Origin of the sequence: Streptosporangium heterodermiicola (assembly GCF_051390675.1) — a bacterium.
GTDB lineage: Bacteria > Actinomycetota > Actinomycetes > Streptosporangiales > Streptosporangiaceae > Streptosporangium.
In genome coordinates this window covers 336,900-356,325 of the sequence record NZ_JBPJSR010000008.1, presented here as the reverse complement: position 1 = coordinate 356,325, position 19,426 = coordinate 336,900, and the positions used below count along the sequence as shown (strand labels likewise).

The 19,426-nt window shown below is 68.9% G+C and carries 12 protein-coding genes, 1 tRNA gene and 1 pseudogene; 5 read left to right on the top strand and 9 right to left on the bottom strand.

Annotated elements, in window-relative coordinates; genetic code table 11:
• Positions 1-29 precede the first annotated feature (29 nt).
• A pseudogene (locus ACSC1Q_RS20095) lies at positions 30-607 on the top strand (SAM-dependent methyltransferase).
• On the opposite strand, the gene ACSC1Q_RS20090 reads toward ACSC1Q_RS20095, so the two are convergent.
• Positions 604-3,738, bottom strand: coding sequence for a M14 family metallopeptidase (locus tag ACSC1Q_RS20090; RefSeq protein WP_436760226.1), 3,135 nt, complete (start codon positions 3,736-3,738; stop codon positions 604-606). The pseudogene ACSC1Q_RS20095 and the gene ACSC1Q_RS20090 overlap by 4 nt on opposite strands.
• Positions 3,739-3,951: 213 nt before the next feature.
• Entirely contained in the window at positions 3,952-4,395 is a 444-nt protein-coding gene (locus ACSC1Q_RS20085) for a MarR family winged helix-turn-helix transcriptional regulator (RefSeq protein WP_436760225.1), read from the bottom strand.
• A 143-nt stretch (positions 4,396-4,538) separates the two neighbouring features.
• On the opposite strand from ACSC1Q_RS20085, the gene ACSC1Q_RS20080 reads away from it, so the two are divergent.
• Together ACSC1Q_RS20080 and ACSC1Q_RS20075 are read left to right on the top strand one after the other, a co-directional pair.
• Positions 4,539-5,777, top strand: a complete 1,239-nt coding sequence (locus tag ACSC1Q_RS20080) for an FAD-dependent monooxygenase (RefSeq protein ID WP_436760224.1) — start codon at positions 4,539-4,541, stop codon at positions 5,775-5,777.
• A complete protein-coding gene (locus ACSC1Q_RS20075) occupies positions 5,774-6,496 on the top strand; it encodes an MBL fold metallo-hydrolase (protein ID WP_436760223.1) in 723 nt (240 codons plus the stop codon). The genes ACSC1Q_RS20080 and ACSC1Q_RS20075 overlap by 4 nt, the downstream gene beginning before the upstream one ends.
• Positions 6,497-6,743: 247 nt before the next feature.
• Here ACSC1Q_RS20075 and ACSC1Q_RS20070 read toward each other — a convergent pair whose 3' ends face one another.
• The 3 genes from ACSC1Q_RS20070 to ACSC1Q_RS20060 all read right to left on the bottom strand — a co-directional run bounded on the left by ACSC1Q_RS20070 (position 6,744) and on the right by ACSC1Q_RS20060 (position 12,564).
• Positions 6,744-7,937: a ThuA domain-containing protein gene (locus tag ACSC1Q_RS20070; protein ID WP_436760222.1), complete on the bottom strand. Its 1,194-nt coding sequence runs from the start codon at positions 7,935-7,937 to the stop codon at positions 6,744-6,746.
• Positions 7,930-10,791, bottom strand: a complete 2,862-nt coding sequence (locus ACSC1Q_RS20065) for a PQQ-dependent sugar dehydrogenase (protein WP_436760221.1) — start codon at positions 10,789-10,791, stop codon at positions 7,930-7,932. Before ACSC1Q_RS20065 ends, ACSC1Q_RS20070 begins: the two co-directional genes overlap by 8 nt.
• Before the next feature lie 597 nt (positions 10,792-11,388).
• Positions 11,389-12,564: a helix-turn-helix domain-containing protein gene (locus ACSC1Q_RS20060; protein WP_436760220.1), complete on the bottom strand. Its 1,176-nt coding sequence runs from the start codon at positions 12,562-12,564 to the stop codon at positions 11,389-11,391.
• Positions 12,565-12,730: 166 nt separating this feature from the next.
• Here ACSC1Q_RS20060 and ACSC1Q_RS20055 point away from each other — a divergent pair, with 166 nt between their 5' ends.
• Positions 12,731-13,855 carry an NlpC/P60 family protein gene (locus ACSC1Q_RS20055; protein ID WP_436760219.1) on the top strand — a complete coding sequence of 375 codons (1,125 nt, stop codon included), beginning with the start codon at positions 12,731-12,733 and terminating at the stop codon, positions 13,853-13,855.
• Between the two features lie 290 nt (positions 13,856-14,145).
• Positions 14,146-15,090, top strand: coding sequence for a hypothetical protein (locus ACSC1Q_RS20050; RefSeq protein WP_436760218.1), 945 nt, complete (start codon positions 14,146-14,148; stop codon positions 15,088-15,090).
• Positions 15,091-15,207: 117 nt separating this feature from the next.
• Here ACSC1Q_RS20050 and ACSC1Q_RS20045 read toward each other — a convergent pair whose 3' ends face one another.
• The 4 genes from ACSC1Q_RS20045 to ACSC1Q_RS20030 all read right to left on the bottom strand — a co-directional run bounded on the left by ACSC1Q_RS20045 (position 15,208) and on the right by ACSC1Q_RS20030 (position 19,268).
• Positions 15,208-17,028, bottom strand: coding sequence for a vWA domain-containing protein (locus ACSC1Q_RS20045; protein ID WP_436760217.1), 1,821 nt, complete (start codon positions 17,026-17,028; stop codon positions 15,208-15,210).
• A gap of 103 nt (positions 17,029-17,131) precedes the next feature.
• The gene (locus tag ACSC1Q_RS20040; protein ID WP_436760216.1) at positions 17,132-18,184 is read right to left on the bottom strand and encodes a caspase, EACC1-associated type; all 1,053 of its coding nucleotides are present in this window, start codon (positions 18,182-18,184) and stop codon (positions 17,132-17,134) included.
• Between the two features lie 2 nt (positions 18,185-18,186).
• Positions 18,187-18,636, bottom strand: a complete 450-nt coding sequence (locus tag ACSC1Q_RS20035) for an effector-associated constant component EACC1 (RefSeq protein WP_436760271.1) — start codon at positions 18,634-18,636, stop codon at positions 18,187-18,189.
• Positions 18,637-19,191: 555 nt separating this feature from the next.
• Positions 19,192-19,268 (bottom strand) — tRNA-Lys (locus ACSC1Q_RS20030).
• Between the last annotated feature and the right edge of the window lie 158 nt (positions 19,269-19,426).

Below are 19,426 nucleotides of genomic sequence, written 5' to 3'. Positions count from 1 at the left end.
ACGTCAGAACGACGGATGAGGACAGGCGCATGACGAAGTCGCTGGAGATCAAGCCCATTGGCACAGTTGTCGGCGGGCGCACCGAACCCACCGACGACCGCTGGAGCGGCACGGCGATCATCCGCCTGAACGCGGACTTTCCCGTCGAGGTCGTCCAGGGCCTTGAGGAGTTCTCCCACCTGCTGGTCGTCTGGCACTTCCACCGGGCCTCGCCCGAGGATGTCGCTCTGCACGCCCGCAGCCCGCGTAACAACCCCGCCTGGCCGGCCACGGGCACGTTCGTCCATCGCAACCACCGCCGCCCAACCAGCTCGCGCAGTCCTTCCCACGGCTGCTGAAGGTCGACGGTCTGGACCTGCACGTGACCGACCTGGACGCGATCGACGGCAGCCCCGTCTACGACCTGGCGCCGTATTTCAAGGAGATGGGTCCGCGCGGCGAGGTACGCGAGCCCGGTTGGCCCGGCGAGATGCTCAAGGACTACTGGGACGACCCGCGAAACCGAAAGCGGCTGTGTGAGCGACGTCAGGGGGACGCGCGGAGGCCGGGCGCCACTCGCGTGACGCCCGGCCTCACGGTCCGGTTACCGGTGGGAGAACCCGGTTAGCCGACCAGGTATTGCATGATCTTCTTGATGGTGGCGGCGCGTTCGGCGGGGCTGGCCACCTGCTCCAGGCCGAAGCCGAGGAAGACGGTGTCCTTCGTCGAGACGGCCGCCGTGTTGTCGGCCTGGGCCCTGGCGAAGTCGCCGGCGTTCGTCGGGCTGCCCGGGGGCGGTCCGGGGATCGCCCAGGCGCCGAGACCGGACTCGAAGCCCTCGGCGGCGAGCTGGCCGCCGGTGGTGGTGATCCTGGTGTCGTCCACGAACGCGCCGACGCCGCCGGTGCCGGGGTCGGTCACGTAGCTGATCGACACCTCGACCTGCTGGCCCGCGTACGCGGACAGGTCGAAGGCCACCTGCTGCCAGCCGCCGGAGCTGCCGGTGAAGGCGTTCCAGGAGCCGCTGGTCCCTGTCGGCGCGCAGGGGTTGCCCGGGGTCAGGTAACGCAGCAGCCACGGGTGCTCGTCCAGCAGGAACCCGGCCTCGCACTCGGCCGGGACGGCGGTCGAGGTGCCGCCGTTGAGGTCGGGCAGGGTCGTCCAGTTGTCCTGGCCGACCGTGTGCGCCTCGACGATGACGTTGTCGTAGCCCTCCTCGGTGTCGTACGAGAGCTGGAACTGGAGCTTGGGCTGCTGCGCGGCGGGGACGGCCGCCAGGTCGACCGTGCGCGTCAGCCTCTTGTACGCGTCGTCGGTGTGCGGGCCCGCCACGTACCAGTCGCCCTCGACCGGGTCGAACGGACCGGTCGCCCCGGCGTACTCGGCTACGGCCTCGCTCCTGAACTGCGGGAACTGCGCGGGTGGCAGCGTGTCGCTGGTCACCTGCAGGGTGCCCGCCTCGTCCAGCGGGTTGTCGGCGAGCGCCTGGCCGCCGAAGGTGCCGCTCGTGCCGTTCATCGCGGCATCGCTGCCGACGAACCCGGTCGGCCCGACGCGCGGGGTGCGGCCGTAGACGCCGAGGTAGTACTGGGCGAAGTCGTCGGCGAGGATGAGGCACTCCTCGAAGAAGCCGTCCTGGCTGGTGATGACGCAGTCGGAGTCCGGCGCGCCGTCCAGGCCGTAGTAGATGCCGCCGAGGCTGGTGCCGAAGAAACCGAAGTATCCGGCGGTCTCCCCGGTGTAGAGCAGTTTGCCTCCCTCGTTGAGGTAGTCGCGGACGGAGATGGTCAGGTCCTGCTGCTGCCGCTTGACGTCCATGTCGGGGAGCGGGCCGAACGGGGTCTGGGTCGCCACGTCCTGGGCGTCCATCGCGAGCCGGTCGTCACCGAGGTACCAGGCCACCGCCTTGAAGTGGCTGAGCACGCCGAGGTGGTGCGGCACGCCCTGGGCGTCGACGTCCCACGTCTCCGAGGAGTATCCGGCCGTCTGCAGCGCCTGCCTGTACTGCGCCGCGTACTTCGGCGCGGTCACCGACGCCGGGTAGTCGGGGTTGAAGCCGGTGTAGTCCTCGTTCGCCACGACGAGCACCTTGGCGTTGGGCTTCTTCTCCAGCTTGTACGTGAAGTGCTGGCTCTCCACGGTCCCGGTGCCGGGTTTGTGGCCGCTGAACCAGACTTCTACGTTGTCCCCCGGTGTGGCGCCCTCGACCTTGGCGCGGTACTCGGCGAAGTACAGGTCGTTCTCGTCGCCGTACCGCTCGCCGCCGTCCCATTCCTTGAGGTCGCGCACGCGCACGGGGCCGCCGTCGATCCGGAAGTGCAACTGCTTGGCCGTCAGGGAGCGCCGCATGGTCACGGCCACCGGCTGCGGGTCGCCGTACGAGACGGTGAAGCTGTCGGGGCGGAAGTCCGGGACCGTGCGGTTCACCGGGGAGACCGGGCTGTCGGGGTTGTTCACGGACTTGGCGAGGTCGACCGCGAGCGGGACGTTCTTCGCGAACTCCGCCTGGATCAGGGCCTCGCTGTCGGGGAAGGTGAAGCCCGAGCCGCCCGCGCAGTCGGCGAGCGTCCACTCGTCGTCCGGCACGCTCTCGACCGCCACCTCGCAGGTGGTCATCTCCGGCGTGATCGTCAGCGCGTCGCGCTTGTTGGTCATGTGACCGTCGGTCTCGCCGTTGGTCGTGTAGAGCTCGGCGCCGATGTCGGGGTCGTAGCCGGGCACGGCGGGCGTCGCGTCGTCGCCGAGCAGCGCCTCGAAGATGAGGTCGTCGGGAGAGGGCGTCGCCTGCTGCCAGCCGATGCCGTACAGCAGCAGCTGGGCGGCCGAGTGGTAGTTGAGGATGTAGGTGAAGTCGACCTTCTTGGCGAGGGTGTCGACGGCCATGGTCTCCGGCTCGGACTGCGCCCTCGGGCCCCGGTAGGTCTGGCTGGCCGGGTTGTCGGAGGAACCCTCGTTGTCGTAGCCCCACTTGTAGTCGAAGTTACGGTTCAGGTCGACACCGTCGGCGCTGGTGAGCCGGCCGTCACCGTTGTTGTCGCGGAGGTTCTTGCGCCAGAGGCGGTTGTTGCCGGTGAAGGTGTGGTCGTAGCCGTCGGGGTTGGAGACCGGGATGAACCAGAGCTCGACGTTGTCGATCAGCTGGGTGATCTCGGGGTTGGTGCCGTAGCCGTTCAGATAGTGGAGCAGGAGCCTCCGGTTCATCTCCGGGGTGATCCACTCACGGGCGTGCTGGGCGGACATGTAGAGCACGGCCTTGCGTGCCCCGTCCTTGAGCTGCCGCGCGTTCTTGGTCACCTTGATCGCGGTGAGCGGCTGGCCCTTGACCGTGGTGCCGAGGTCGACGACCTTGGCGATGTTCGGCTTGGCGTTCGCCGCGGTGACGATCTGCTCGCGGATGCCTCCGGCGCCGCTGTACGGCTTGAAGACGCCGTCCCCCTTGGCCGCCTGCCTGCTCGCCGCCGCGGACCGCTGGACCTTCAGGCCGAGGCCCGCCTTGCCGAGCTGCTCCGCCTGGACCGCGCCGAGGATCGCCTCGACGCTGACCTTCTTGCCGTCCGCGGACTTGGTGAACCGCAGCTCCTCGCGGTCGACGCCCGACTTCAGCAGCGTTTCGAGCTGCTGCGGGGTGAGCTCGCCGACGTAGACGCGTACCCCGTCGTCGCCGGCGGGTGGATCGGGGACCGCCGACGCGGGCGTGCTCACGACCAGGCCCAGGAGCAGAACCGCGACTGCGAGAATAGCTAATCTCGCACGTTTCATTGCAACCTCCGTACATCCCCCGAAAAACTGGAATGCCCGAAATCTGGGCGATAGCCGGACCTGAGTCAACGTCAATCCTCGCCAGCTTTTCGTTCTGACCTGATGTGGTCAGAACGAGTCCCAGATCCTCCGGGATCACGAAGGACACGCGGGGCGCGATCGGCGGTCACCGACTGTCATGCCGAGATCACGGCGGGGTCACGGCGGGGTCGTTCACGGCCGCATGGCACGTGTCGCCCGCTTGAGGTAATCGGTGACGGTGTGCTGGGCGTCGGCGTCGAGCGTCCTGCTGATGCCGTCGATGGCCATGATCGCGGGGCGCAGGAACTCAAGGGTGGCCCGGTGTGCCGACGGGGTGGCGGCGACGGTGACGCGGCGGCGATCGCGGGGATGGCTGGAGCGCTCTACGTGGCCGGCACGTTCGAGGCGGTCGATCAGCACGGTCACCGACGCCGACCGGATCCCGAGTCGCGACGCGAGTTCGGCGGGCCCCATCGGCCCATGCTGCTCCAGCAGTGACAGGGCGCCCATGTCGGTGGCGTTGACGCCGAGTTCGCGTGCGGCGCGGGCCGAGAGTTCGCGCGCGGCGCCGATCAGGTGTTGTACCGCGATCGTGGCCTCCGTGAGTTCCGGCAGCTCCTGGTGCTGGTCGCCCATGAACTTTTACTCTCCAATGTCTAGTTACTAGATAAAACTATATATTGTGGGTCGAGTGTCACCCGCCCCTCCGTCAAGTGTGGTCACCGGGGAAACTCCGTCCCCGGTGACCCCCCAACCGCCCAAAGGACGTGTATCCGACGATGCCCACACCCAGCATCCTCATCTCCGGAGCCAGCATCTCGGGCCCCGCCCTGGCCTACTGGCTCAACGCGGCCGGTTGGAGCACGACCGTCGTCGAGCGTTTCGACGGTCCGCGCGACGCCGGCCAGAACATCGACATTCGAGGAGCGTCACGCGAGGTCGTGCGCCGCATGGGCATCGAGGACGCCCTGTTCGCCACCGCCACCGGTGAGGAGGGCACCGAGATCGTCGACGACCGAGGGCGAACCGTCGCGTCCTTCCCGAAAAACGCCACCGCCGTCGACGGCGCCACCGCCGAACTCGAAATCCTGCGCGGCGAACTCTCCCGCGTGATCTGCGAGAGCACGCTGCCCGCCACGGAGTACGTCTTCGGTGACCAGATCACCGGACTCGACGACCGGGGCGACCGCGTCGAGGTGACCTTCCGGCACGCCGCGCCGCGCTCCTTCGACATCGTCGTCATCGCCGAAGGCCTGACGTCACGGACGCGCTCCCTGGTCATGCCCGACGCGCGCATCAGCCACCTGGACCTCTACCTGGCGTATCTGACGATCCCCCGGACCGCCGAGGACAGCGACTGGTGGCGCTGGTGCAACCTGCCCGGCCGGCGCTCCGTGACCGTCCGGCCGGACAACTTCGGCACGATCCGAGCCACCCTGGCCTTCATGTCGAACGTCCGCGGCCTTGAGGATCTCGATCAACGGGACCAAACCGCCATTCTGCGCAAGACCTTCGCCGACGCCGGCTGGGCGGCCCCGCGCATTCTCGACGGCCTCGACGACGCGCCCTACTACTTCGACACCGTCGGGCAGATCCGGATCCCCCGCTGGAGCAGGGGCCGTATCGGGCTGGTCGGCGACGCCGCCTACTGCGCGGCCCCCCTGAGCGGCATGGGAACAAGCCTCGCCCTGGTCGGCGCTTACGTGCTCGCCGCAGAACTGGCGACGGCGCCGGACCACGCACAGGCTTTCGACCGCTTCGAGCGAAGGATGCGGCCCTATGTCGCCGGTGCGCAAAAACTTCCGCCGGGCACGCCGGGCATCGCCCATCCCCGGACCCGGGCCGGGATCAGGACCCTGCGTACCCTCGCGAAGGCGGCGGGCAGTCCGCTGGCCCAGCGATTCGCCCTGGCAGACAAGATGATCTCCCCGCCGGCCGACAAGATCACCCTCCCCGACTTCCTTCCCGCCGGTAGCCGGCCCGGGACCGCCGGCACCATCGAAGGGAACAGAGCGTGACCGGCGCGCGGGCGATCGCCCGTGACCTTTGGTATCTGCCCACCTCGGCCAGCAACGCGTACCTGTGGCGCACGGCCACCGGCAGCCTCGTCGTCGTCGATCCGGGGCTGTACGGCGACGAGACGACGGTTCTTGGCGCGATCGCCGAGCTCGGCGGCACGGCTCACGATGTGGAGTTCATCGTGCTCACGCATTTCCACAGCGACCACGCCGGCGCCGCGTCCGCGCTCGCCGCGGCGACGGGCGCTCAGGTGTGTGCCGGCTTTCGCGACGCGGCCGTGCTGCGTGGCGAAAGCCCCGCGCCGTCGCCGGACCTCACCGCGGCGGAACGGCCGGTCTACGAGAGCATCGCCGCCGCCCATCCGGAGAACATGAGGCCACCCCGGTGCGAGGTCTCGGTGGAGCTTGAACACGGCGACGCCGTCGACGCCGGGGAATCCATGATCGTTCATGCTGTCGCGGGGCACACCCGGGGCAGCGTCGCCCTGCATCTGCCGCACTGCGCGGCGGTGCTGACCGGCGATGTCGCGATCAGCGGCCCCGGTGGGCGAACCACCCTGGGACCGTTCAACGTCGACAGGGATCGGGCCCGAAGGGCGCTGAGGCGGCTCGCCGCGCTCGATCCGCGGATCGCCGGCCTCGGCCACGGCCCGCCCCTTCTGCGTGACGCCGGCGAAGCCCTGCGCGACGCCGGCGACGTGTTCGCGGGCCCGTCATGAGAGATCCGGTGCCACCGCCGGCGTGACCGGCCCCGCCGAGGGCGCTGCCCGTGCCCGATCCCCGGCCGGTTGGCGACGCACCGGAAAACTCCAGGCCGCGCTCCGGCGGCGCACCGGAAAACCCCGGGCCGCGCTCCGGCGGCGGCCGCTCGGAAACGCCGAGAATCCCGGCCCGGCGAACCGGACCGGGATTCTCGTCACTGAGAACCGCCGAACCTCCGGGGCCAGCCGTCGCGGCCCCGGTGGCCTACCTGCCGTAGACCTCCAGCTCCCACAGCGAGTAGCCGTACGGGGTCGCCCGCTGGGTGCCGTACACCCGCACGTAGCGGGCGCTCGTCGCGGTGAAGCTCACGTCGTCCACGCCGCCGTCACCGGTGGTCGTGGCGTACGCCTGCGTCCAGGTCGTGCCGTTGGCCGAGGTCTCGATCCGGTACGCCCTGCCGTACGCGGCCTCCCAGTTCAGCCGGACCCGGCTGACCTGCTTGGCCGAACCCAGGTCCACCGAGATCCACTGCGGGTCGGAGAACGCCGAGGACCAGCGGGTGCCGCCGTTGCCGTCCACCGCGTTGCTCCCGACGAAGGCGCCGTTCTCCGTGGAGGAGGTCGTCACCGGACGTCCGGACGACAGCAGCACGACGCCCGGGCTCGGGGTGGGAGTGGGCGTCGGGGTGGGCGTCGGGTTCGGGGTGGTCCCGCAGTTGCCCGCGACGACCCCGGCCGCGTAGCGGAGACCGCCGTACAGGTGCGCCCGGAAGTTGGCCTCGGTGTAGGAGGCGATGGTGTGGCCGAGGCCGGTGTACCAGGAACGGCCGCCCGAGTACGCCTTGCACCAGGAGATCGGGTGGTCGGCCCCCATCGACCCGCCGGAGTAGGTCGACTCGTCCAGCGTGGCGAGCACGCGGGCGGTGGAGCGGGGGTTGGTGCGGTAGTTGTACAGCTCGTCGGTGCGCACCCAGGCCGCCGGGAGGTGGGTCGTCGAGGGGTGCGTGCGGTCCTCCACCCGTACGGTCACCTGCTGGATGGCCGGGTGGGAGGCGAAGTAGGCGCCGACGAGGTTGCCGTACCAGGGCCAGTCGTACTCGGTGTCGGCGGCGGCGTGGACGCCCACGTATCCGCCGCCGGTCCCGATGTAGGACTCGAACGCCGTCTGCTGCGCGGCGTTGAGCACGTCACCGGTGGTCAGCAGGAAGACGACCGCCCGGTACTGGGCCAGATTGGCCGTGGTGAAGGCACCGGCGTCCTCGGTGGCGTCGACGGTGAAGCCGTTCTCGGTCGCCAGCCCGCGCAGCGCGGTGATGCCCGCGGGGATGGCGTCGTGCCGGAACCCGGCCGTCTTGGAGAAGACCAGGACCTTGTACGCCGGATCCGCGGCCATGGCCGGAGCCACCAGACCAATCATGACGACGAAGAACGCGGTGACGACCGCGATGACATTACGCACCGTAGACCTCCATTTCCCACAGGGAGTAGCCGTACTGAGTGGCACGTTGTGTGCCGTACACCCGCACGTAGCGGGCGCTCGTCGCGGTGAAGCTCACGTCGTCCACGCCGCCGTCACCGGCGGTCGTGGCGTGTACCTGCGACCAGGTCGTGCCGTTGGTCGAGGTCTCGATCCGGTACGCCGTGCCGTAGGCGGCCTCCCACTGCAGCTTCACCCGGTTCACCTGGCGGGCGGAGCCCAGGTCGACCGAGATCCACTGCGGGTCGGAGAACGTCGACGACCAGCGCGTACCGAGGTTGCCGTCCACCGCGTTGGACCCCGCCGAGGCGGCGTTCTCCGCCGAGGACGCGGTGACCGGGCGCCCCGCCGACAGCAGCGTGCCGGTGGGCGGCGGGCCCGTTCCGGTGGTGAGGGTGAAGTCGTCCACGTCGAACAGCGAGCCCGCTCCTCCGGCGAAGACCAGGAAGAGCTTGGTGGTCCCGACCGGGGCGTTCGTCAGGGTCGCGGAGACGTCGACGAACGTCTCCCACCCGCCGGTCGGTGCCACGGTGGCGGTACCCAGCAGGGTCCCGGTCGCCGAGCCCGCCCTGACCTGGATCGTCCCGCCGACTCCTCCCGAGGAGACCCGGGCGGTGAGCCTGGTGGCGCCGCTCAGGACGTAGGGGTCGAAGGAGATCCAGTCGCCGTTCTCGATGCTGCCCACGGTCTTCGCCCCGTGCGCGGTCGGCTTGTCGTACTGGGCCACCCCCTGGGAGGTGGTGTAGTGCTCTGCCTGCCGGTTCCTCGGCTGGGTGACGTGCTGGGTGTGCGTGGTGAGCCCGCCCGCGTCGGTGTACTCGGCGTCCCAGACCCCGAACAGGTTGGCGGCCCCGTCGTGCTCACCGTTGCCGGGCGTCTGGATGGTGCCCGAGCAGCCGTTGGCGGTGGCCATCGGGTGCCCGTGGGTGTCGTGCCCGAGGATGTAGTTCATCTTCACCCTCGCGCAGTCGATCGTCGTGTCCTCCGCGTCGGTGACCGTGATGCGGTAGGGCACGGCGTCGCTGAAACTGAACACCTGCCCGTTGAGCGGGAGGTCGATCCGCACGACGGGCGCGGTGTTGCCGACGTTGATCTCGACGTTCGCCGTCGCGGTGTTGCCGGTGCTGTCCCTGACGGTCAGCGTGACGACCCGCCTGCCGTCGGTGGTGTAGGTGTGGGTGGGGTTGGCCGCCGTGGACGTGCCGCCGTCGCCGAACGCCCAGGAGTAGGTGAGCGCGTCGCCGTCCGGGTCGGAGGTGCCCGCCGAGGAGAACGCCACGGTCAGCGGCGCCTTCCCGGAGACCTTGTCGGCGGCCGCCTTCGCGATGGGCGCCCGCCCGCCGGTGCCGATGTGCTCGATGCGGTACAGCGCCGAGTCCTGGTTGCCGTTGAACCAGCCGGTGCCGTAGTCGAGCACGTAGAGGGCGCCGTCGGGGCCGAACGCCATGTCCATCACGAGCTTGCCCGTCCAGGGGAAGGGCTGGATGGTGCCCCGGCTGCCGTCGGCGTTCACCTCGATGTCCTTGATCCACTGACGCTGGAGCTCACCGGCGAGGAAGTGCCCGTCGAGCGACTGCGGGAACTTGACCGGTGAGTTCAGCGCGGCGGAGTAGCGGTAGACGACGCCGCCCATCGGCGACTCCGCGCCGCAGCCGAACGGCTGGAAGTTGCAGCCGTCGTAGGTGATCCAGGCGGGCTTGGCCGGGGGCAGCTTGACCTGGCCCGTGTTGTTGCGGGAGGTGTTCTCCGCCCCGCCCGCGCAGTCGTACTTCGCGCCGACCGTCGCGGTGGCGTAGTTGTAGCGGGCGTACGTCTCGGCGGGGGTGTTGTTGCCCGTGCAGTACGGCCACCCGTAGAAGCCGGGACCGGTGATCCGGTCGAACTCGACCTGGCCGCCCGGCCCGCGGGGGCCCGCGGTGCCCGCGTCGGGGCCGTAGTCGCCGAGGTAGACCACGCCGGTGGCCTTGTCGACGCTCATCCGGAACGGGTTGCGGAAGCCCATCGCGTAGATCTCCGGGCGGGTGTTCGCCGTCCCCGGCGGGAACATGTTCCCGGCCGGGATCGAGTACGACCCGTCGGCGTTGACCTTGATACGCAGGACCTTGCCGCGCAGGTCGTTGGTGTTGGCGGCGCCCCGCTGCGCGTCGAGCGCGGGGTTGCGGCCCGCCCGGTCGTCGAGGGGGGCGTAGCCGTCGTTGAAACCGGGCTCGGAGTCGTCACCGGTGGTGAGGTAGAGGTTGCCCGCGGCGTCGAAGTCGATGTCGCCGCCGACGTGGCAGCAGAAGCCCCGGCTCGTTCTCACGTCCAGGACGGCCTTCTCGCTCGCGATGTCGAGCGTGCCGTCGGTGTTCAGCCGGAAGCGCGACAGCCGGTTGACGCCGTCGAAGCGGGCGATGTCGGCCGCGGTGCCGTCGAGCGGGGCGTTGCCCGGGGGCGTGGACAGCGGCGGCGCGTAGTAGAGGTAGACGAACCGGTTGGTGGCGAAGCCGGGGTCGATACCGACGCCCTGCATGCCCTCCTCGTCGTTGAAGTAGACGGAGAGCTTGCCCGACACCTTGGTGTTCCCGGCGGCGTCGGTGATCCGGACCGTGCCGTCACGGGCGGTGTGCAGGACGGAGCGGTCGGGCAGCACCGCCATCGTCATCGGCTCTCCCACCTCGGCGACCCCCTTGGCCAGCGTGACCTGCTGGAACTTGGTGGGATCGACGGGCGGGGCGGCCACGGTGGCGGCTTTCGCCGTGGTTGTGGCGGTGGCGGTGGCCGGGAGCGGATACAGGAGGGCGGTGAGGGTGAGGAGAGCGGTGAGGGGTGGTAACCATCGGCGGAGCGAGGCCATGGGAAGGACTCCAGGTCTCTGTGGGGGGTGGACCGGTGGTCAAAGGTCTCGGGACGGTGGTCCGGCGCCTCTGGAGGGGGACGCCGGAAAAAGCTGAGGGAGCGCTCTCCCAACCCGAGATTGCTCTTGCTCGACAATCCTTGTCAAGAGGCTGTTTAACCTGACCGAAACAGCTCGCACATCGGGGACGGACACCGGTGCATCTTGGGGAACGCTCCCTTACCGCCTTTTGCACCGTGCCAATCGCCGCTGACCTGGCCGAATCGGAGCGTCGTGGAGGAAGCGCTTTCCCGGCTTCGCCGGGTCCGTCGGCGGGCTGAACCGGATCCGACGTCGACAGGAAACGTGAACGCAATCACCCCTTGCCGGGGAGCGCTCTCTCCATGATCGCCGAATCGGCGGAGTTCGGCCGATGTGCGGCCGGTGTGCGGCACGCCTGTCCGCGCCGCTCCGGACCACGCCTCACCGGGGGCCGATACCCCTCGCACCGCGCTCCCGGAGCGCGACGGGGAAGAACCCGGACCCCGGACCCCGGACCCCGGACCCCGGACCCCGGACCGGCGATGTGCTCCGCCCCGGGGACGACGCGCCGACCGGTCAGTCCGACGCGGGGGTGTCCGAAGCGGGGGTGTCCGAGGCGGGAACGCCGTTCTTGAGGTTGACCGGCCGGTGGGCCCGGAACTGGTCGCCCGGCTTCAGGCCGTGTTCGACGACGCGGTGGTCGGTGCCGTAGCCGGAGCGCTGCTGGTAGGCCCAGTACGAGGTGCGCCCGGCGTCGGCCCAGCGGTCGAAGATGACCACAGCGCGGGCGGTGTTGCCGCCCACCGGGTCGATGACGAGATCCCCCTGGAGCAGCTCGGTCATCTCGATACGCCTGCTGAAGTTCGGTGAGGCGAGGTTGATCGTGTTGGGACCCGGCTTCGGGAGTCCGAGCGTCATGGAGACGTAGCCGGAGCCGTCTGTCCGGTAGCCGCCGTACGTCTTGAACTGGCTGTAGGGCACGCGCCGCGCGGTGGCCGGATGCCAGCTCCTGGCACGGCCGATCATCCCGGCCCGGTCGACCGCCGGTTTCGCCGCCCCGGTGGCACCGCTCGTGACACCGCCGGAGACCGTCGCCGCCGGTCCGGCGCCCTCGCCCGCCCGGCTTTCGAGAGCCGATCCGCCGAGCACGACACCGGCGGCCACGCCGACGGACAGGCCCAGCGCGGTCCCGATCAGGAACCGCCTCCGCGGGCGGCTCGTCAACCGGTTCGTCAGTCGGCTCGTCAACCGGCGCGGCACGTGCGCGCCGGGCTCGCCCTCGCCCCCGGGCTCGTCCCCGCCCCTGTTCCCCTCTCCCCTTGAGAGGTTCCCCTCTTCCTCCGAAAGGCTCCCCTCCCCCTTCGAGAGTCCTCCCGAGATCCCCACGGTCGTCTCCCTCTCGGAGACCTCGGCGGGCACCTCCCGGATACGTTCACCCGGCTCCGGGAAGCCTGCCATCCGCCGCGCCTGCTCGGCCGCCTCCCACAGCTCGCGGAACCGGTTCTCGTCCTCCCGGCACAGCCGGGCGAGCCCTTCCACGGCGTCGAGGGGAATCCAGGTGTCCCCGGCGAGCCATCGCCCCCAGGACGACCGGCTCGCGTGGGTGGCCTGTTCCAGTGCTCGCAGATCGAGCCCCGCCCGTTCCTTGAGAGCCCTCAGCTCCCGCAGGAGAACGCGGGTCGGCTCGGGCAGATCGTCGGGCAGCGGGCGCTGTCGTCGGCTCCGGCTCGTGTTCTCGATCCCATTCACCACGGTGATTCGTCCCAACCTTGTCTCAGCGGCCTGAGTCATCGCAGGTCATATCGTCACACTGGGAACTATTGTCCCAACTTCCCCAATTTCACGATGTGTTTCAGGAATTTCCTGCCAGCGTGTGTCCCGCCAACCGAACGATCAACGGCAGGGACAAGGAGAGCACATGACCTCGAACCGAAGCTCCTGGATCACGGCGGGAAACCTGGCACTCATCACGGTGCTCGCCTGCGGAGGCGGCCTGGCGCCGACGGCGTCCGCACAGGCTGCGAGCACTCACACCGACCCGCTGGCGCAGGCGACCACGACGCCGGCACCCACCCCCACCCCCACCCCTACGCCCACTTCCACGACGCCGCCGCCCGCGCAGGAGGACGAGACCGAGACGTCCCCGGAACCGGACGAGGAGCAGGCGCAGACGCTGGCCGCCGCGGCACCGGTCACCCGCTCGCAGATGATCGCCCGGGCCAAGACCTGGAAGCCCGGCACCGCGCAGCGCATCCCCTACAGCCAGACCAAGCAGCACGGCGGCTACCGGACCGACTGCTCCGGTTACGCCTCCATGGCACTCGGCCTCGGCAAGCCCGGACAGATCACCGTCGGGCTGGCCAAGAGCGCCTTCAGCCGTCCCATCAAGATGTCCCAGCTGCTCAAGGGCGATCTGGTCATCGACGCCATCGGCAGCAACACCACCCGGCACGTCGTCATCTTCGAACGGTGGGCCAACTCCGCGCGTACCTCGTACTGGGCCTACGAGCAGCGCGGCGGCTACGGGACGGACCACCGGACGCGCAACTACGGACTCGCGGCGAAGAGCGAGTACAAGGCGTACCGGGCGCTGAACATCCGCGAGGACGCGCCACCGGCGCCCACCACGGTCACCCGCGCCCAGGTGATCGCACGGGCCAAGACCTGGAAGCCCGCCACCGCGCAACGCGTCCCCTACAGCCAGACCAAGCAGTACGGCGGCTACCGGGCCGACGGCTCGGGATACGTCTCCATGACCCTCGGTCTCGCCAAGCCCGGACCCATCACCACCGCCCTGGCCACCAAAACCCACACCAAGCCCATCAAGATGACCGAACTGCTCCAGGGTGACCTGGTCATCGACCCGGTCGGTGGCAACACCGCACGACAGGTCGTCATCTTCGACCGCTGGGCCGACGCCAAGCGCACCTCCTACTGGGCCTACCAGCAGCGCTCCGGCTACGGCACCGACCACCGCGTCGTCAAGCACGGCCTCACCACCGGCACCCAGTTCCGGGCCTACCGTCCGGTGAGGATTCGCTAGTGCACCGGCCACGATCCCGCGGCGGACGGTCAGGCCCGGACGGTCCGGAGGGCCCCGGGGGTCCCGGGGTTCCAGACGGCCCGGACGGACTGAGCGGCCCGATCGCTCCTGACGGATCGAGCGGTCCAGCCGGCCCGGACGGACTGAGCGGCCCGGACAGTCTGAACGGCCCGGGCAGCCTGATCGGTCTGACCGTTCTGACTGGTCTAACCAGCCCGAGCGGTCTGAGCGGATCGAGCGGTCTGAGCGGATCGAGCAGGATCGCGGGAGCGCTGCTTCTCGCGACGGCCATGGGGATGAGCCTCCTCGGCACCCCCGCGGCCGTGGCCGCCCCCCTGCCGACGGCTCCCTGCGGCGACGGGGGTGTGACGGCGGGCGACACGGAGCTGGCCGTCACGCTCAACGGCCTGCTCACGATGAAGATGCGCGGTTACCTGGACGGCTACCGCGTCTCCTGCGCCCGGACGGTGGTCGCGGCGGTCCGCGCTCGCGGGCTCCCCCGGGAGGCCGCGGTGGTCGCGATCACCACGGCCATCGTCGAGACGGGCGTGCGGAACATCAACCGGGAGGTGGACCACGACAGCCTGGGGGTTTTCCAGCAGCGGGCCACCTGGGGCAGCCCCGCCCAGCGGCTGGACGTGGCCTGGGCGACCAGTGCGTTCCTGGACAAGATGCTCCGCAAGTATCCCGACGGGTCCTGGCGGACGGCGGTGGTGGGTGACGTCTGCCAGCGCGTGCAGGTGTCGAAGTACCCGGAGCGGTACCAGCCGCAGGCGGCGGACGGACAGATGATCGTCTCGGCGCTGTGGCCCGCCGACGGCGTGCCCCGCGCCCAGGTGATCGCCCGGGCCAAGACCTGGAAGCCCGCCACCGCGCAACGCGTCCCCTACAGCCAGACCAAACAGTACGGCGGCTACCGGGCCGACGGCTCGGGATACGTCTCCATGACTCTAGGACTGGCCAAGCCCGGACCCATCACCACCGTCCTGGCCACCGGCGCCCACACCCGCCCGATCAAGATGACCGAACTCCTCCAAGGAGACCTGGTCATCGACCCGGTCGGTGGCAACACCGCACGACAGGTCGTCGTCTTCGACCGCTGGGCCGACGCCAAGCGCACCTCCTACTGGGCCTACCAGCAGCGCTCCGGCTACGGCACCGACCACCGCGTCGTCAAGCACGGCCTCACCACCGGCACCCAGTTCCGGGCCTACCGGCCCCTCACCGTCCGCTGACCCGGAACATCCGCTGATCCACGACAGGAGCCCGGTCACACCCGTGACCGGGCTCCTCCGATCCGAGAACCACCGCTCGTCGACGTTCCCGCTCCGCGGGACGAAGGCCGGGGCGATTCACAACCCCTGTCCGGGGGACACCGTCCTGAAGATGTCGGCGAACGCGGTGTCAAGCTTCTCCGGGTCCTTGACGGCGTCGAAGGTGATGCCGGTGCGTCTGGTCATACCGCGCAGCGCGGGGATGTTCGCCCCCTCTTTCTCGGAGCCGATTCCGATGCCGAACATCTTGACGTCACCGTTCGGGTCGTCCTCGGCGAGTTTCGCGCCCAGAGTCCTCATGGAACACGGGTCGTCGTGGTAGTCGTTCTTTCCATCGGTGAGTATGACGATCGCATTTATTCTCGATCGGTCAAGGTTTTCCAACATGTGCTTGTGCGCGTCGCGGACGGTGACGCACAACGCCGTGTCATCGTACTGTCCGGTCGCTGTCGCAAGTTTGCCGACCGCTCCGCCGAATGCGACCCCGTCGCCGAACTCGCTCTTCGCGAGTACGTCCGGATGCAGGGCATTCGGATCGGAGGCGAATCCCCAGATCTCCACCTGGTCCTTGGTGTTCAGGAAGGTGGCGTTGTTCGTCAGCGCTTCCTTGGCCGCTTCCATCCGGTCCTTTCCGGGGGTGGTCGAGTCTTCTGCCATGGAGCCGGACCGGTCGACCAGGATGAGGAGGCTGGCCCGCTTGCTGAGCTCCTGCCAGCGCTCGCGGATTCTGGTGATGACCTCCGGTCCCGGCACGGCCATCAAGGTGGATTTCTGCCCCTCGGAAAAGCCCAGTGAACTGGCGAGATTCGGCGTTGGAAGTCCGTCGCCGTACCGGAAGCCGAGGGCGGTGAACTCGGCGCGCCGGGTCGGCTCCAGCAGGAATTCCATGAAGGCCTCGGCCGCCTCCCGCTCGTCCTCCTCGACGCCGGGCAGGATGACGTAAGGGTGGTCGAGCATGAGTGTTCCGTCAGCCGGGTGGATCGCCACCAGCTGCGGGTCAGACGGCTTCGAACCGGCCGGGCGGGGCCTGCCGTCAGGATTTCCCTGGTTGTGCAGGTAGGCGAGCATTTCCTGCATGACCACCGCGCTGAATTTTCTCTTCTCGCCCGGACCGCCCATCTCACCTAGGAAATTCATGATGTCGGGCGGGTAGTAGGACACGTTCGCTTCGACTTTCCGGACGAAGTCGTCGACTTTCTTGTTCGCGTCGATGTCCTGCGTCGTGAGTCCCTGTGTCTTTCCCGCCGCCGAATAGTAGGTGGCGATCGTGGCGGCGAACCCGGAGGTGGAGAAGCTCGGGTCGTCCTTCACATAGGAGAACGGGCCCCAGTCGCCGTACCCGGACCTGACCCAGGTGTTCCGGTCCAGGCCGAGCACGTCCTTCCAGCGAAGTTGTTTCTCCGGCCAGCCGATCGCCCTCGCCATCTCCTCCGGCATGGCGATCACCATCGGGCTCTTCGCGATCGAACGGGAGGTCCCGGGAAGTTCGTCCCTGTCCGCGTACGACGTGTCGGCGCGCAGTTCGACGATCCAGAGCGACGAACTCGGCAGCCACACATGCGGTTTTCTCGTATGCCCTCTGGCGTCGTCGGGCGACCAGTTCGACGCTATGGCCTTCTTGGCGGCACCGGACGTGAAGGGGTCGACGGACACGGTGACGCAGCGGCCGGACCCGATCCGGGGGTTGGATTTCCCATAGGTCTCGGCCAGGGAGCCGATCAGCGCGCTTTTCTCCGTCGAGGAGGTCACATTCAACTGAACGCACGGCAGCAGGGAAGGATCGGACGATGACGGGTGACCGTTCACGTACCAGTACGCGACGGAGATGACCAGGAGACTCGCGGTTATCGCGACGGTGTAGGGAATCCAGGGCGAAACAGGGGACCGACGAGAATCCACGCACGTCTCCAAGCGTCAACGACGGGCAATCACTGAGAGAGTCACTGAAGGGGTCACTGCCATAAAGGGCATCAGGGACCGGCCGAACCGTGTCGGGAGCGGGTTACGGGTTCACTGTCTCCGGCACCGGTTCTGGTGGGACATACGGTTTTCCGGAGAGCGTCACCGCGAGCAGAAGGCGAACTCCGTACATGACCACGAAGGTCAGCACGCCGACGGCCAGGCCGGTGGCGGCCGTTTTCGACGAGCCGTAGATGGTGGCACCGCCGACGGAGCCGAGAAAGACCGCCATCGACACCGCCAGCGGATCCTTGTATTCACGGCGGACCCGGTGTCGCCAGGTATCGGCGGACGCGTCGTCGCGCGGGCGTTTCTCCGCCGCTCCGGGCGGCCGGGGGAAGGCGTTGTTACGGGTCAGGACGATGCCGCCACCGTGTTCCCACGTCCCGAACTGGGGCTCGGGGACTCCCGGGCGCCGCGCCAGGCGTTCGGCGACCTCGCCGTAGATCGCGGTCATGTCGAGGAACTCCGCGCCACCGGGAATCCCGTGGCGCAGGACTTCGATCAGCTCACCGGTGAAGGCGCTGAAATCATCGTCCTTCGGGGCGAGCGCCTTCCTGGTCGCGGCGGCGGCCGTCAGGATGCAGGCACCCTTGATGTCTGATTTGAGTCGCACGGCGCGCTCGATCATCTCCTGGGGGAGCACGGTCTCCCCCAGGCGGCCGGGCAGCGCGCGGCCGCTGAAGCAGCAGTCGAGGATGACGACCGTACGGCTCGCCCTGCGGCCGGCCTCCCTGAGCCTGGTCCTCAGCGCCTCGTACCGCAGGCACTCGTCCGCCCATCTGGCGCCCGAGAGTGCCAGGAACAGCTCCTCGTCCCGCCCGGCCAGCAGCCCGTGCCCGCAGTAGTAGACGAGCAGCGTGTCGGTCGTCTCAAGAGCGGCCTTCTCGACGAGCCACAGCACCTCCTTGGAGGATTCCGGCTGCGGTATGGACACGCAGTGCTCGGGTGCCAGGGCCCATGCGGTCCCGTCGGTGAGAAGCCGCCGCAGCTCCGTGAGATTCCGCTTCACCGAGGGCAGGTCCGCCAGCCCGAGATCCCCACATCCCGAATGTGTCCCGATCAGCACCGCCCGGGAGCCGTCGGGACTCGGCATGGTCACGGGATCGCGCTCGGGTGGCCGTCGTCACCGGGTTTGTCGTCACCGGGTTTGTCGTCACCGGGTCCGTCGTCACCGCGTTCGCCGTCACTGGGTTCGCCGTCACCAGGTTTGTCGTCACCGGGTTCGTCCCGCCGGGTGAGAGCCCGAATGATCCGCTCGATTTCCTCCGGATCGCCGTCGACCGTCACCGAGACGCCGTTCTTTTCGATCCGCACACGAGGCTGTCGCGAAAACGCGCTGTTGCGACGGGAGTCCCGCCATGCGGCGATCGCGACGACGAGTCCTCCGAGCGCGGTCGCACTTTCCACGGTGGCCTGAATAACCTCACCGGCCCCCATCTCCTCGGGGTCTCCCACCGGGGAGAACTCGGCGCTTTTGGCCACCGGATCGTTCGCCAGCCACCTTGCGAGGCCGCCGCCGCCATCGTTTTCCACCCGGATCAGCACGCGCAACCGGCACACTCCCTGAACTCACGATCAGAAATTCCTGGGAACGAGATTGCCCTAACTTGTAGCTTGATGCCATGGGTTCCGGTGAAACAACGGAAGCAATAGGCGGCGGCGCTACCGGGATTTAATCGCGAGGATGGTCGTCCGAGATGATTGGTGGATAACAGCGTGCGCCATATGCCGGATTTGTGAGGTATATCGCAAGCGTGGATTGACCGCCGATGACGCCGCCGATGACCAAGCGCGCCGCGGGGAGGACCCGCTGGACGAGCGCGAGCGCGAGTTCGTGCGTACCGAGAAGCGCCGTATGTACCAAGAAGCACCGCGCGTACCGACAGGCGCCGGGGGCCATGAGACTCCGAGACCGCGAGACTCCAAGGCCATGGGACTCCAGGGCCGCGAGACTCCGAGGGCGTGAGACTCCGGGGTGAGGGATCTTCGACTCTCCGGGCCCGGTCCGTCGACGCCGGTCACCGGGTGACCGGACCGGTGCGGGACGAAAACAGACCAGCGCGCCCCCGTGACGAACCGGGAACGCGCTGGTCTGGGTTGTGGTGCGCCGCCAGGGACTCGAACCCCGGACCCGCTGATTAAGAGTCAGCTGCTCTAACCAACTGAGCTAGCGGCGCTTGCAACGGGGGTAACTCTAGCAGCAGCCTCAGCGCGCTCGCACCCCGGTTGATCCCGTTCGGTCCCCGCCCGCCGCACGTCTGCCATCCGTCCTTCGCCCGTCCGTCGCCAGGAGGAATCAGGCCGTCCGGTCCTCAAACAGGTGCGGGGCCGGACA

Excerpts from the sequence above, each read along its gene's own strand:
- ACSC1Q_RS20080 (WP_436760224.1), top strand. The coding sequence starts at position 4,539 with ATGCCCACACCCAGCATCCTCATCTCCGGAGCCAGCATCTCGGGCCCC.
- ACSC1Q_RS20085 (WP_436760225.1), bottom strand. The coding sequence starts at position 4,395 with ATGGGCGACCAGCACCAGGAGCTGCCGGAACTCACGGAGGCCACGATC.
- ACSC1Q_RS20050 (WP_436760218.1), top strand. The coding sequence starts at position 14,146 with ATGGGGATGAGCCTCCTCGGCACCCCCGCGGCCGTGGCCGCCCCCCTG.
- ACSC1Q_RS20055 (WP_436760219.1), top strand. The coding sequence starts at position 12,731 with ATGACCTCGAACCGAAGCTCCTGGATCACGGCGGGAAACCTGGCACTC.
- ACSC1Q_RS20065 (WP_436760221.1), bottom strand. The coding sequence starts at position 10,791 with ATGGCCTCGCTCCGCCGATGGTTACCACCCCTCACCGCTCTCCTCACC.
- ACSC1Q_RS20040 (WP_436760216.1), bottom strand. The coding sequence starts at position 18,184 with ATGCCGAGTCCCGACGGCTCCCGGGCGGTGCTGATCGGGACACATTCG.
- ACSC1Q_RS20090 (WP_436760226.1), bottom strand. The coding sequence starts at position 3,738 with ATGAAACGTGCGAGATTAGCTATTCTCGCAGTCGCGGTTCTGCTCCTG.